This is a genomic window from Rhizobium sp. BK491 (assembly GCF_014194925.1).
Taxonomy (GTDB): domain Bacteria; phylum Pseudomonadota; class Alphaproteobacteria; order Rhizobiales; family Rhizobiaceae; genus Rhizobium.
Map to the genome: position 1 here is coordinate 206,574 of NZ_JACIAR010000004.1, position 13,933 is coordinate 220,506.

Annotated in this window: 12 protein-coding genes and 1 pseudogene; 8 read left to right on the top strand and 5 right to left on the bottom strand. The window is 60.6% G+C overall.

The window, feature by feature from the left end; genetic code table 11:
* Positions 1 to 22 precede the first annotated feature (22 nt).
* The 3 genes from FHX05_RS19335 (at position 23) to FHX05_RS19345 (ending at position 3,329) form a co-directional block, all read left to right on the top strand.
* A complete protein-coding gene (locus FHX05_RS19335) occupies positions 23 to 784 on the top strand; it encodes a phosphatase PAP2 family protein (protein WP_183873872.1) in 762 nt (253 codons plus the stop codon).
* A 514-nt stretch (positions 785 to 1,298) separates the two neighbouring features.
* Positions 1,299 to 1,928 carry a ParB-like protein gene (locus FHX05_RS19340; RefSeq protein WP_183873874.1) on the top strand — a complete coding sequence of 210 codons (630 nt, stop codon included), beginning with the start codon at positions 1,299 to 1,301 and terminating at the stop codon, positions 1,926 to 1,928.
* 213 nt (positions 1,929 to 2,141) lie between these two features.
* Positions 2,142 to 3,329 carry an arabinose transporter gene (locus tag FHX05_RS19345; RefSeq protein WP_183873875.1) on the top strand — a complete coding sequence of 396 codons (1,188 nt, stop codon included), beginning with the start codon at positions 2,142 to 2,144 and terminating at the stop codon, positions 3,327 to 3,329.
* Between the two features lie 91 nt (positions 3,330 to 3,420).
* Here FHX05_RS19345 and FHX05_RS19350 read toward each other — a convergent pair whose 3' ends face one another.
* From FHX05_RS19350 to FHX05_RS19365, 4 genes are all read right to left on the bottom strand, one after another.
* Positions 3,421 to 4,770 carry a cytochrome c gene (locus tag FHX05_RS19350; RefSeq protein ID WP_183873877.1) on the bottom strand — a complete coding sequence of 450 codons (1,350 nt, stop codon included), beginning with the start codon at positions 4,768 to 4,770 and terminating at the stop codon, positions 3,421 to 3,423.
* 120 nt (positions 4,771 to 4,890) lie between these two features.
* On the bottom strand, positions 4,891 to 7,155 hold the full coding sequence (locus tag FHX05_RS19355; RefSeq protein WP_183873879.1) for a xanthine dehydrogenase family protein molybdopterin-binding subunit: 2,265 nt from the start codon (positions 7,153 to 7,155) through the stop codon (positions 4,891 to 4,893).
* Complete coding sequence (locus tag FHX05_RS19360; RefSeq protein ID WP_183873881.1) at positions 7,152 to 7,613, bottom strand: (2Fe-2S)-binding protein; 462 nt, start codon at positions 7,611 to 7,613, stop codon at positions 7,152 to 7,154. The genes FHX05_RS19355 and FHX05_RS19360 overlap by 4 nt, the downstream gene beginning before the upstream one ends.
* A 273-nt stretch (positions 7,614 to 7,886) precedes the next feature.
* Positions 7,887 to 8,606: a CDP-diacylglycerol diphosphatase gene (locus FHX05_RS19365; RefSeq protein WP_183873883.1), complete on the bottom strand. Its 720-nt coding sequence runs from the start codon at positions 8,604 to 8,606 to the stop codon at positions 7,887 to 7,889.
* 335 nt (positions 8,607 to 8,941) lie between these two features.
* On the opposite strand from FHX05_RS19365, the gene FHX05_RS19370 reads away from it, so the two are divergent.
* Complete coding sequence (locus FHX05_RS19370; protein ID WP_112336114.1) at positions 8,942 to 9,145, top strand: hypothetical protein; 204 nt, start codon at positions 8,942 to 8,944, stop codon at positions 9,143 to 9,145.
* 91 nt (positions 9,146 to 9,236) lie between these two features.
* On the opposite strand, the gene FHX05_RS19375 is transcribed toward FHX05_RS19370, so the two are convergent.
* On the bottom strand, positions 9,237 to 9,584 hold the full coding sequence (locus tag FHX05_RS19375; RefSeq protein WP_183873885.1) for an NIPSNAP family protein: 348 nt from the start codon (positions 9,582 to 9,584) through the stop codon (positions 9,237 to 9,239).
* A gap of 125 nt (positions 9,585 to 9,709) precedes the next feature.
* Here FHX05_RS19375 and FHX05_RS30450 point away from each other — a divergent pair.
* From FHX05_RS30450 to FHX05_RS19390, 4 genes and pseudogenes are all read left to right on the top strand, one after another.
* A pseudogene (locus FHX05_RS30450) lies at positions 9,710 to 9,844 on the top strand (IS5/IS1182 family transposase); the annotation flags it as partial.
* Between the two features lie 267 nt (positions 9,845 to 10,111).
* Positions 10,112 to 10,585, top strand: coding sequence for a (2Fe-2S)-binding protein (locus tag FHX05_RS19380; protein WP_112608629.1), 474 nt, complete (start codon positions 10,112 to 10,114; stop codon positions 10,583 to 10,585).
* Entirely contained in the window at positions 10,585 to 11,568 is a 984-nt protein-coding gene (locus FHX05_RS19385) for a xanthine dehydrogenase family protein subunit M (RefSeq protein ID WP_112609135.1), read from the top strand. The genes FHX05_RS19380 and FHX05_RS19385 overlap by 1 nt, the downstream gene beginning before the upstream one ends.
* Positions 11,565 to 13,853, top strand: coding sequence for a xanthine dehydrogenase family protein molybdopterin-binding subunit (locus FHX05_RS19390; RefSeq protein ID WP_183873887.1), 2,289 nt, complete (start codon positions 11,565 to 11,567; stop codon positions 13,851 to 13,853). Before FHX05_RS19385 ends, FHX05_RS19390 begins: the two co-directional genes overlap by 4 nt.
* Positions 13,854 to 13,933: the final 80 nt, after the last annotated feature.

Consider the following 13,933-nt stretch of genomic DNA (forward strand, 5'->3'; position numbering starts at 1 on the left):
GTTCCGCCTCTGGAGACATGGCATGTGGAAATTTGCATCAAATTCTTGGAGCGCCGGCTCCGGTCAAATGCGGCCGCGTCAGCTGCAGGCAACTGCGGATAGCGAATTGGCTGTTATCGGCATGCTGATCGTCTGGACCAGCTTCGTCTTTGTGGTTTTTCCGAAGCTCGATCTGGCGGTCGCGCGCCTGTTTGCCCATGGGCATGCTTTCTGGCTGGTGGAGAATCCCCGGCTGAAAGCGGTGAGGGACATCGCTCGCCAAAGCCAGCCCTATATTGTCGGCGCCATGGCTGTCACCGTGGTTCTGCATGTCTTCCTGCCGCGGCGACTGCGGTTCTGCCCTCCCCACAAGCCATTGTTCGTGCTTCTGAGCTTTGCCGCCGGGCCGCTATTGATCGTGCAGACGCTGAAGGTCGCAATCGGACGTGTACGCCCCCGTGACTTGATCGAATTCGGGGGCACGGCGGACTTTACGCCGGTATGGCAGTTTTCTGGGGCGTGCAGCCGCAATTGTTCCTTTCCCTCCGGCGAAGCCGCCGCGGCTGCGGCGGCGTTGTCTCTGTTGATTCTCGTGCCTGCACGGCACAGATGGATTGCCGCGGCGATCATGGTGCCATGCTCGCTGTTCGTGGCATTCAACCGCGTGATCTTCGGTGCTCATTTCCTGTCGGATGTCATGCTCGGGTGGCTTTTGACCATGTTCGCCATGGCCATGATCTGGCGCTGGATCGGCGCGAATTCGCGGGCCATCGATCGCTACGTCACGCGCCTTATGTTCAAATGACCCTATCGCCAGGGTGTCTCCGCAATGCGACAGTTCCAAGCAAACGGATGTTACAAACCTTAACACAACGTTTCTTCACCTTTCCTTCGATCAGCGTTTACCTATTTAGCGTTCGCCATGCCGCCGAACGCGATCGAGGCCGGTAAGGCGGACGGCGAAAGGACCTGGTCAGGGTGAGAGTGATGGGATGGGGTTGGTAGATTGGGCGTTGCGGGGAATGCTCGAGATGGATGGCCGGCGCAGGATGCGGTCCCGCAAAGACCATTACGAGCCGTGGGTCCTACTTGCCGTCGAGAGTTTCGAGCGGGAAATGCTGGCCTTCTACAGGCGTTCGCAGTTTACGGTGATCAAGAAAGCCGCATGACAGGCAATTGATCTCCAAACATGAGCTGTGCGTCTCACGGCAGGTTCGCCTTCAGCCGATACAGCTTGCCGACGAGCATATAGCGCCGACTTTGCCGGATCGGCCGGTTATGTTAGGCTGGATCGTCCTGCCTTTGCGGAGAGCTTTCAAATGGTTACGCTGCGCGAACCGATCCTGCATCCAGTTCCCATCGAAGAATTGAGACCCACCCAGATCACCGTCGGCATGCGCGAGGTTAAGGCCAAGCGCAAGGCTTGGCGCCTCAAGGCGGAAGCGGCGGGCGACAAGGCCGGTGAGTTCCTCGGAAATCACATGGTGCCGACCATTCGGGGACCGCGCGGAAAATACTATGTCATCGATCATCACCATCTTTCCCTCGCGCTCTACGAGGAGGGAGTGAAGGATGTTCTCGTCACGACCGTTGCCGATCTCTCCCGGCTCGAGCGGGACGCCTTCTGGTTCGTCATGGATTGTCATGACTGGATGCATCCCTTTGACGAAGAGGGGAAACGCCGTGGCTATGAAGACATCCCGAAGAGCATCAAGGATCTGATCGACGATCCCTATCGCTCTTTGGCTGGCGAGCTGCGGCATGTCGGCGGCTATGCCAAGGACACGACCCCGTTCAGCGAATTTCTCTGGGCTGATTTCTTGCGCCGCCGCATCAAGCGCAAAGATCTAGAGAAGAATTTCGAGGCCGCGCTGGAAAAGGCGCACGATCTTGCCAAGCACAAGGATGCGGATTACCTGCCCGGCTGGTGCGGCCCCGTCGCCGAATAAGTCTGAACCGATCTCGCAAGCCTGAAGCTTCGTTGGCCGACCGCTCAGCTTGGCGAGCTCGGATTGACTCTGATTTAGCAATCGCATATTGCAGACGTAGTCAGCCTTGCTGGCCGTAAGCGTTTGACGTCAAGCAACGCACTCAACGATCCTCGTCGGTCGGAGTGCGTTTTTTTATGCCTTCGCCGATCGAGGAAAAGCCTGGAGATTATCATGGCTTTTCAATCGACACCTGATCCGGCGCGCGGCCGGCTGATGCTGCTCAGCGCCATTCTCTTCATTTCCTATCTTTGCATCGGCATTTCGTTTCCGATCGTACCGCTTTACGTGAGCGGACAACTGCAGCTCGGCAATGTCTGGGCGGGGCTCGGCGTCGGCATCGCCTTTCTGGCGACGATCCTCACGCGCGGTTATGCCGGCGTGCTTTCGGACCATCGTGGCGCCAAGGTGGCTGTGACGCGGGGGCTTGCATTCTATATCGTCGGGGCTTTGACGGCTCTGGTCGCCGGCCTGCTGGCGCACATGCCATTGTCATCCTTCCTGCTCCTCCTTCTGGGACGCTTGGCTCTGGGGTGGGGTGAGAGTCTGGTTGCCGTCGGCATCATCGCCTGGGGCATCGGCTTTGTTGGCCCGGCGCGCTCGGGCAGGGTCCTGGCACTGGTCGGTGCTGCCATCTATGGAGCGCTTGCGGTGGGCGGGCCGATCGGGTTGATGTCGTTCAGCCGGTTCGGCTTTGCCGGGACGATGGCGATCAGCGCCGTCCTGCCGTTCCTCGGGCTGGTGGCGATCTGGGGAGTTCCCGGCGTTGCGCCGCATCCCGATGAGCAGCGCCTGCCATTTTGGGATGTCGTCAGCAGGATCTGGCTGTATGGGGCGATCGTGTGCCTTCAGGGCATAGGCTTTGCCGTCATTGGCGCCTTCTTCACGCTCTATTTCCTCGACCAGGGCTGGAACTACGCTGGGCTGGGCTTGACCGCCTTCGGCGTCGGCTTCGTTCTGGTGCGCGTGTTCTTCGGCCATCTGCCTGATCGTATCGGTGGCTTGCCGGTCGCCCTCGGCTCACTGGCCGTCGAAGCAGTGGGCCAATTGTTGATCTGGAGTGCCACCGATCCCGTGCTCGCGCTCGCCGGTGCCTTTTTGACCGGTCTCGGATGCTCGCTGATCTATCCTTCCATGGGCCGCGAGGTCGTCCGGCGGGTGGAGCCGCATCTGCGCGGCACGGCGCTTGGCGGCTTCTCGGCCTTTCAGGACCTCGCCTACGGGCTGACCGGGCCATTCGCAGGCCTTTTGGCCGACCGGGCCGGCTATGGCAGCGTCTTCCTGGCGGGCGCTATCGCTGCGATGGCTGGCCTGTTGATTGCGTTCTCGCTCCGTAGAATACGAACCGTCGCATTCAATTGAACGATACACGGTCCCTGCTGCCCGGCGGGGGGCGCATAAAGCACTTCGCGACAACTGCGTTGTGCCGGCAATAGCCAGATGCGGTAGAAAGCTACCGCATCTGCAATATGATCGGGCTGCTGCTGGCCGGATCCGTATGCTCCCGCAACGCCTTCACATCGTTTGCCGCAACCGCTCCGCCATGATTTCCCCAGGATGAGCGCACGAATGTCAGGACGTCGGCGATCTGTTGGTCCGAAAGCTGCTGGCGGAACGGCGGCATGCGATAGGCATCCGGAATGCCGCTCGCCACGACCCGGCTGGAGCCGTTCAGCGTTACATTGATCTGCGACGCGTTTTCCTTCGCAAGTGAAGCGGCAGAGCCGGCGAGCGGCGGAATCCATTGCTGCTTTCCGCGTCCGTCGACGCCGTGGCAGAAGCTGCATTTGGCGACGAATGTCTGGGCACCCGGGATGTTCTCGCGGTTGGAAAGCGATACGTTCTGGGCGGTACCTTCGTCATATTGCCAGGGGGTGCCGTCGCGGGCGGGATCGCCGGGCAGGGATTTCAGGTAATGGCTTATTGCCTTCAGATCGTCATCATTCATGAACTGTGTCGAATTGTTGAAGGCATCCGCCATCGAGCCGAAGACGACGGCATGACCGTTCCTGCCGGTCTTTAGTAAGGCATAGATATCGTCCTCGCTCCAGCGCCCAAGGCCGGTATTGGGGTCGCCACGCAGGCTCGGCGCATACCAGCCGTCGAGAAGAGCGCCGGAAAGATAGAGCGGGCTGCTCTCATCCAGCGCCTTTTCAGCCATGGTGATGGCGCGGGGCGTATGGCAGCTGCCGCAATGGCCTGGCCCTTGAACGAGATAGGCGCCACGGTTCCACTGGTCATCGCCGGCCGTTTTCGGCTGATAGGTGCCGCCTTCGGTGAAGACCGCGTTCCAGAGCGCCAGCGGCCAGCGCATGTTCATCGGCCATTTGATGTCGGAAGGTTTGTCCGCCTGCTTCACAGGCTCGACCCTATTCATGAAATAGGCATAGAGCGCACGAATGTCGTCGTCGCTCATCTTCACATAGGAAGGATAGGGCATGGCCGGATAGAGGCGATGCCCATCGCGGGCAACACCCTGGCGCACAGCGCGATCGAAATCGGCGAGCGTATAGTTGCCGATCCCGGTCTCCTTGTCCGGCGTGATGTTGGTCGTGAAGATGGAGCCGAGCGGCGTCCCCATCTCCAGCCCGCCGGCAAAGGGGGCGCTCTTTGGCGTGCTGTGACAGGCGACGCAGTCGCCGAGGCGCGCGACATATTCGCCGTGCTGCAGCAGGTCCTCCGAGGGCGCCTGTATCGCGGCGACATTGTCGAAGGGAGATGCCGGCGTGCGGGTTACGAACCATGCGACGCCGCCGGCCACAAGCACGATAATCAGGAGAAGAACCAGAAGAAGTTTCTTCAAAGGTGTGCCCTCATGTCTTTGCTTCGGGATTTTTTACGCGGCTAGAGCCAACCGAGCCGGCTCTCGGACCAGAAATGAGCCGAGAGCCGGAAGTGTGCTTGGCGCAGCGAGTGCTGCGCCTCAGCTTTCAAAGGTGTAGTTGGATAGAGGCATGCTGCGTATCCGCTTGCCTGTCAGCGTGGAAACCGCATTGGCGACCGCTGGCGGGATGGCTGGCAGGCCCGGCTCGCCGATACCGCCCATCTCCGCCCCGCTTTCGACGATGCGGACGTGTACGCGCGCCATGCGATCCGGTGGCAGGATCGGATAGAGGTCGTAATTGCGCGCCACCGGCTCGCCGTTCTTATAGACAGCCTCCTCCATCAGCACCTGCGACATGCCGAGTGCGGTCGCCGAATTGACCTGAGCTTCGATGATTGCCGGATTGACGATGCTGCCGGGGTCGATCGCTTCCCAGACGTCATGGACGACGACCTGGCCGTTGCGGATCGACACTTCGGCGATGGCAGCAGTGTGGCTACCGAACGGAGAGGCCATTGCCACGCCGCGCGCGCGCCGCGAACCGTCGCCTGCCGTGAAGGGCCCCCGTTTCCAGCCGCCGGAGAGGTCGCCGGCCGCTTTCAGGAGATTACTCAGCCGCTCGTTCTTTTGCAGCAGCTTGAGGCGCAGCTCATAGGGGTCCTGCCCACCCTTGTCGGCTAGCTCGTCTAGGAACGTCTCGTAGAAGAAGTCGTTCATGGAATTGCCGACAGAGCGCCAATAGGCGAGCGTCGTCGGGTTTTTGACGTAGATCTGCGCGATGCGGTAGTTCGGGATTGCATAGGATTTGCCGGCAAGGCCCTCCAGGGCCGTCGGATCGAGTGAATCCTCCTTATGACCGTAGACGCCTTCCGTCGGACCCTCGCAAGCGCTGATGGCCTCGAGTGCCACCGGCATGCCGCTGGCGTCGAGTGCTCCGCGAAAGCGTACTGCGGCCATGGGACGCATCGGATCGCGCAGGAATTCCTCCTCCCGGCTCCAGATGAGCTTGACCGGCCGCCCGACCTCTTTTGCGAGCTGGATGGCCTGCGGATAGGGATTGGCCGATGGATACAGGAAATGCCGTCCGAAGAAGCCGCCCAGGATGGGGCTGTGGATTATCACTTTCGATGGATCGAGGCCGGTCAGCTTGGCTATGTCGGCCTGGAATTGCTCGGGCGCCTGATTGGGCATCCAGAGTTCGAGACTGCCGTCCGGGTTGAAGCGGGCCAGCGTGGACGGAGGCTCCAGCTGCGCATGATGCAGATACTGGCTCCTGTAGGTGGCGGAAACGACTGTCTTGGCGCCGTCGAACGCCTTGGCGATATCGCCGACATTCTCCGCTTCCTTGCCATTGCCCGGTTCGTTGGCGAGCCTGTCGTTAAAGGCTGCGGTCGAGAAATCGGCGGGCATGTAACGGAAGGCGGGATCGGCGTCCGGGCCGGGCTCGCGCCAATCGACCTGAGCGGCCTCGGCTGCCCGCTTGGCATTCCACCAGCGCTCGGCGACGACTGCAACGGCGCCGGGCAGGCTGTGGACGGAATGAACACCCGGCATTGCCTTGAGCTGCTCTTTGTTGCGGATCTTGCCGACGGTCAGGCCGAGGCGCGGCGCGTGCTGCACGGCGGCATGCAACATGCCGTCAACCTTGCAATCGATGGCGTAGACTGCCTTGCCTGTCGACTTGTCGTGGATATCGAGCCGCTCAACCGGTTTGCCGATCCAGCGGAATTTGCTTGGGTCCCGAAGCGCCACGCTCTCAGGGGCAGGAACCGGCAGATCCAGTGCTTCGCTCGCTACGTCGCCATAGGCGAGGCTGCGGCCCGATGCGGCATGGATCACGTGGCCCGGCTCTGTGGTCAGTTCGGTAATCGGTGCGTCCAGGCGCTTGGCGGCGGCTTGCAGGATCATGTTGCGGGCGAGCGCGCCGAGCCGGCGCATCGTCTCATAGCTGGTGCGCACCGACATGCTGCCGCCGGTGATGCGCATCTGGCCATGTACGACCAGATAGTCGCTGCCCGTGGGCGCGTTTTCGACGACGAAGGTTTTCGGGTCCGCATCGAGTTCTTCGCCGACGATCTGGGCCATCGCAGTGAAGACGCCTTGTCCGCCTTCGACGAAGGGGCTCATGAAACGGATGCTGCTGTCCGGGCGGATTTCGAGGAATGCCGGAACACGGGTGCCTGGAGGCATTGGGCTTGCCGCCTGCTGGGCTCGCGCGCGGCCAACCGGAACGCCGAAGCCGAGAACGAAGGCGCCTGCTGCAGCGCCGGCAGACGTCAGGAGAAAGTGCCGGCGCGAGATATTGACCGGCGATCCGGTGGGGAATTCATCCTCCGGAACGAGATTGCGGTTGGTTTCGGTCATAGCGTCTCTCCTTGCTTGGAGGAGAGGTCTTTGACCGCTTCCTTGATCGCATTGTAAGTCCCGCATCGACAGAGGTTGATCATCGCCGCGGCGATCTCGTCATCGGAGGGATTGGGCGTTTGCTTGAGGAGCGCAGTCGCTGCAACGACCTGCCCCGATTGACAGTAACCGCATTGCGGGACCTGATGCTTGACCCAGGCGGCGACAACACGCTTTCCAACCGGGTCCGCCTCGATCGCTTCGATCGTCGTAATCTGGCGGCCGGCGACGCTGTCGAGCGGAGTTACGCAGGAGCGCACCACTTCGCCATCGACAAGAACGGAACAGGCACCGCATTGTGCCAACCCGCAGCCATATTTCGTGCCGGTCATGCCAAGCTCGTCACGGATGATCCAGAGGAGCGGGGTATCTCCCTCCGAATCGACTTGGTAGGATTGGTTATTGATTTGAAGATTCATGAGGCGCCTCCTGAGGCTTTCGATCGCGAACCTTCAATGCCAACGCAGTTCGATGATCTGGATGCTCAACGAACGGACGCATAGCTCAGGCTCACAACCCGGACTATAACACTGAACCGCCTGCATCAAAAAGATTAGTGGGTGAATCTCGATAGACGTTAGAAGCCAGATTCATAAATTGGCTTCCAAGCCCATTTTGACCGCCGAAGCAAGGTCCTCCCTAGCCGATGGGGAGACGATACGGTCTTCGATCTACGCCGTAACTTACTGATCTCAATGCGTTATTGAGCAACTATGATCCTGCACGTCCTCGCCGCCCATGCCGGGCACTGCGACATCGGTGAGGACAATGAAACCGGGGCCGTCGGCGAAATTGGCGCCGACAACCACGAGATTGTGATCGCCCATTTCCTTCGTCGGGTTCTTCAATATCCTGGCAAGCGCCAGGAACGGATTGAAGTCGCCCAGTGTCTCGCCCTTGACACGGAGCGCCGTGAACTTATGCCCGGCGATGGTATCGGGAAGAGGTGCCCAGTCGGTACCGATCTTGTCGGCATCGGCCTTGAGGGCAGCTCGAGCATCGGCGCTCAAGCAATCGACGTGGATATGCAGCTGGTTCTGCGAGCGTGCCTGCTGTGCGTTGACGGCCAAGCTGAGGCCGTCGCGCGGGAGCGCATGCGGCAAGCGGGCCTCGACGTCACCCCGCTCCGCCCACGCATCGGCAAAATAGTTATGTGTTGCAGGATCGAGGAGTGCCGCGCTCTCCATGCCTGTGATCTTATCGGTCGGAATCAGCAAAACTTGCGCAACGCCGCGAAGATCCTTCAGCATCGCATAGTGCTCGTTCGTATTTACCGAAAGGCAGGGTGCAGTTTGTACGACGCACTTGTCACGAACGATCTTCCAGAGCACGTCAGAGTCGGCGAAGGCCGGCGCGAAAAGGAGGGGGAGGAAGGATGCGGCAAGAGCCGTAATGCGACACGAGAATGTCATGGCAGGAAATTTCCCAGGTTCAAACGGTTTGGCATTGCCCGAAATTCCGGAGGGCTTAGCACAGACCTATTAGGCTGATGTGACGGCTTGACGGCGGCAAGTGTCAAATGCGGGCAGGTGCGTGCCGTAGAGATTGCGTGATATCAGCTTCGATTCATCATGGGCTAAGGCCGCTTTCAGTTTGGTTGCCTAAATGGCAGGAGCCGGGGAAAACCATGCCTCGCCCCAGGGAGGAAAAGGTCACCTGCAGTGACCTTCCAAACATCCACTGCGAGGCGTTCGCAACGCTCGATCGCCGCAATTTGCGGCAGACAAAAAACGATCAGGAGCTTGAAATGGGTATCGGAAAGCTGATTGAAGAAGTTGCAGGTGCCGTGGCCGCCGACGAGGCCGTTGAGGCTGTCGACCCGAATGCCGGTTTCCTGACGAAGGCCGCCGCCGCCGTCGCCGGCTTTGAAGGCGTCAACAAGCTGACGGACGTGCTGAAGGAAAAAGAGCAGGAGCCGGCTGCCGACAATAGCAGCGATCAGAACGGTTGACTGGAAAGCAGCAGGCGCGCGCGTCGAAAAGATTTTGAAAGCCGGGCATGTCCCGGCTTTTACCTCAGGTTTATCAATCTTCCATCGGTTTTCAGCCATCGGCCTCGACGGAGATAAAGGGGCGAAAGAATTCAGTCGGCTGCAGGATCGAACTGGCGATATTGGCAATGATCGGGCCTGCCCTCTCGCTCCTAGCCAGAGCCTCCCTCCAGGCCGGATCAGCCACGAATTCCGCCCATTTCCGCTGGCGCTCCTCCAGCGATTGCCATTCAAGGAAATAGATGAGGTCGTTGCTGGAGGGCCCGACCATCGTCGTCCAGAAACCGAGGGGGCGGATGCCGAGCCGGCTCCAGATCGCCAGTGTCGCCGTTTCGAAGCGCTCCTGCAGCGCTGGCAGCTTGCCGGGCAAGCAAGTATAGATGCGCATTTCATGGATCATGAAAAATCCTCCTTGGGTGAATTCAGAGCAGGCCGAGCATGTTCCCGCGAGCCAGATTTAAAAATAGTTGAGCGATAACAGTGGGTTGTGATTCCTTGTAGTGCTGAAACAAAACGGCGTTTTCGATGATGTGCTCTACTATTGCTCGGTTTGAGCATAACTGACGTGGGCTTCATTTTTCAAGTGATTTTACGGACCGAGAATGGGCATTGATCAGTTCCCTGATTCCGCCGGCGTGCAGTGGTGGGCGACGTAGGACAAACAGCAGGGGCTCTTTCTCATCTCGGTTCAAGATTTGCCCGCCTGCCGGGGGCTTGACGAAAACAAGCCAGGCATTAATTTAAACGGAGGCGCCTCCGTTTATTGATGGCGCCCTTTGCTTCCTTATTCAGATGAGAACCGACCGTGACACCACAATTCCATCGGCTCCGTCTTCCTGAAAGAAACCCACAGCAACCGGTAGACCGACGAAGAGTTTCTACTAGATTTCGTAGGTCTCATCTTCGTGACGATGGCAGGAGCTTATCATGACACGAATCATCCATATCGCGCTCGACATTAACGGGCAGCGCCACGAGCTCGATATCGAGCCACGTGTGACGCTGCTCGATGCGCTGCGTGAGCATCTTTCCCTCACCGGCACCAAGAAGGGCTGCGATCAGGGACAGTGCGGCGCCTGCACCTGCCATGTCGACGGTAAGCGCGTGCTATCCTGTCTGACGCTCGCCGCGCAGGTCGAAGGTCGCGAGATCACGACGATCGAGGGGCTCACCGACGAAGCCGGCGATCTGCATCCGGTGCAGGCGGCTTTCATCGAGCAGGATGCCTTCCAGTGCGGTTATTGCACCCCGGGCCAGATCATGTCAGCGGTCGCCTGCATTCGCGAAGGGCATGCCGGATCGGATGCGGAAATCCGCGAATATATGTCCGGCAACCTCTGTCGGTGCGGGGCCTATAACAGCATCGTTGCGGCGGTGCGCCAGGCCGCGGAGGTGGCATGATGCGAAACTTCTCCTATCTGCGCGCCACATCGACAGCGGAGGCTGCCCAGGCGGCGCAACAGGCCGGCGCCCTGCTGCTTGCCGGCGGAACGACGCTGCTCGATCTCGCCAAGTGCGGTGTCGGCGAGCCCGATACCGTCATAGACATTACTCATCTCTCCGGCATGAGCGGCATCACTATTAACGCCGATGGTGCAACGATCGGCGCGCTTGCCAGGATGAGCGAAGTCGCCGACCACAAGGATATCCACGCTGCCTTCCCGGCAGTTTCCGAATCGCTGTCCCTGGCCGCCTCCGCCCAGCTCCGCAACATGGCGACGATCGGCGGCAATCTCCTGCAACGCACGCGCTGTTCCTATTTCCGTGATCCCGGCGCCTTTCCTGCCTGCAACAAGCGCAATCCCGGTTCCGGCTGTTCGGCGATCGGCGGTATCACGCGCAATCACGCCGTACTTGGAACGAGCGAGGCCTGTATCGCCTCCTATCCGGGCGACCTGGCGGTAGCCCTTGTTGCATTTGACGCCGTAATCGAGACGGATAGCCGCAAAGTTGGCATCGACGATTTCTTCCTCGTTCCCGATGAGACGCCGAACAAGGAAACCGTCCTGCAGCGTGGCGAGATCATCACCGCCATTACTATTCCTGCCTCCGCCGCCGCCCGGAACTCCACCTACCTCAAGGTTCGCGATCGGCAGTCCTATGAATTTGCTGCCGCGAGTGCCGCAGTCGGCCTGGAGCTTGAAGCCGACGGCAGGACGGTCCGCGATATTCGCGTGGCCATCGGCGGGGTCGCCACCAAGCCCTGGCGGGCGCGCAATGTGGAGCAAGCGCTGATCGGTAAGGCTCTCACCTCGGAAGCCGTCGAAAAAGCCAGCCGGTTGGCCATGGAGGGGGCCGTCGATCATGGCGGCAATCGTCACAAGATCGAACTTGCGCCGCGCGTCATTGCCCGCGCCATTTTCAAAGTGGGAGGTCTCGCATGACCATGATGGAACCCCGTAAACATGGCGATGCTTCCGACGGCACGGTCGGCGGTCGTCAGTCGCGCTTCGAAGGCAGGATGAAGGTGACGGGTACGGCGACCTATGCCCTGGAATATCCGGTCGAAAACCTCGCTTATGCCGTCCTCATCCAGAGCACGATTCCGGCTGGCCGCGTTGTCAAGGTCGATGCTTCGGCAGCACTTGCGATGCCGGGAGTGCTGCTGGTGCTGACGCCGGAGGACGATCTCGGTCTCAAGCTTTCGGCTGATTGGGGCGGCAACAAGCCTGCCGACGGCCCGTATTATCCGCTGCCGCGGGAGGTGCAGTTTAACGGCCAGTCGATTGCCGCCGTGATCGCCGAAAGCCGGGAATTGGCGACGGAAGCCGCCAGGCTGGTGCGCATCAGCTATGAAGAGAGCAAGCACGTCGCCGATCTCAACGATCCGAATGCCGGCGAGGGCAAGCTCATGGAGCCGCTCTCGGTTGCCTGGGGTAATGCCGAGGCTGCACTTGCCGCTTCCCCGGTGCGGATCGAAGCCGAATATTCCACTCCGCGCGAATATCACGTGGCGATGGAGCCGCACGGGCTGACGGCGAAATGGGATGGTGACCAGTTGACCATCTGGGAACCCAGCCAATGGTCGCATGGCATGGCGCGCATGTATTCCGAATGGTTCGACATGCCCTATGAGAATGTCCGGATCATCTCGCCCTTTATCGGCGGTGGTTTCGGCTCCAAGGGGCAGCCGCTCGCCTATGGCGCAGTCGCCATCGCGGCCGCCAGAAAGCTCGGCCGACCAGTGAAACTCGCGGTCACCCGCCCACAGAATTTCACCAGCTACGGCGGACGCGCAGCGACCAGACAGAAGATCGCGCTTGGCGCGACGGAGGATGGCATCCTGCAGGCGATCGTCCACCGCGGCGCCAGCGAAACCTCGCTTAATGCGGACTGGCCCGAACAGACGGGGGCGGCAACGTCAATCCTCTACAAGGTCGAGAACTTCTCCTCGCAGCACCGCGTCGTGCCGGTCAATAGCGTCACGCCTGGCGCCTTGCGGGGGCCGGGTAAGAATCCCAGCGCCTATGGCATCGAATGCGCGATCGAGGAACTGGCCTACAAGCTCGGCATAGACCCGCTCGAGCTTCGGCTGAAGAACTATGCCGATCACGATTATCAGTCCGGCAAACCGTGGTCGACTCGCCGGCTCCGCGAGGCGCTGACGGAAGGTGCGGAAGCCTTCGGCTGGTCGCGGCGCAGCCACGCGCCGCGCTCGATGCGCGATGGCAAGACGCTGATCGGCTGGGGCATCGGTTGCGGCACTTTCCCGGTCATCCGGGCACCGAGCGAAGCGATGATCCGCATCCTCGGGAACGGCCGCGTCGAGGTCGTCAGCGGTGCGATCGATATGGGGCAGGGGACCTATACGATCCTTGCCCAGAGTGCCGCGGAAGTCTTCGGTATTCCGGTCGATCAGATCGACGTCCATCTCGGCGATTCACGCCTGCCGGGCTCGGCGATCGCTGGGGGCTCGATGCTGGCCGGATCGATCATGGGCGCCGTCCATAAGGCAGCGGTCGCGGCCCGCGACGAACTCATCGGCCTTGCCCTCAGCGATGCCAACTCACCCTTCCGCGAGACGGGCGCGAACACGCTGAATTTCGCCGAGGGGCGCATCGTGGCACCGCGCGGCGAAACCCCATCGCTGACTCTGGCCGAGCTGATGTCCGCGCTGAAACGTGAGGAGATCGAAGTCCGGCGGAATACCCTGCCCGACGGTGCGAACGCACAGGAACAGCTTCAGGCCTGGACCACTATGGCTAAGGTTCAGGGGCCGACCATGGGCGATTATTCCATGCACAGCTGGTGCGCCCATTTCGCTGAAGTGCGGGTCGACGAGGATTTCGGTACGGTACGCGTCTCCCGCATGGTCTCCGCCTTCGATTGCGGCCGTCTCTACAATCCCAAGCTGGTCGAAAGCCAGTGGCGCGGCGGCATCATCATGGGTATCGGCCAAGCGCTTCTGGAGGAGGGCCTGATCGATCAGCGCAACGGACGAACCGTCAACAACAATGTCGGCGATTATCTCGTGCCGACGAATTCCGACATTCCGGATATACAGGTGATCTCCGTCGGTGTGCCGGATTTCAATGCCTCGGCACTTGGCGGCAAGGGGGTCGGCGAGGTCGGTATCGTCGGCGTGGCGCCGGCGATTGCCAACGCCGTATTCCATGCCACCGGCAAGCGCGTTCGCGACTTGCCGATCACATTGGAAAAGCTGCTCTAACGTCTATCAGGAGTGCCTTTGGGATTGTCCGAATGCATTTTGGCCTAAGCTGCGTTAGGACGCCGGGAATATGGCAGCGA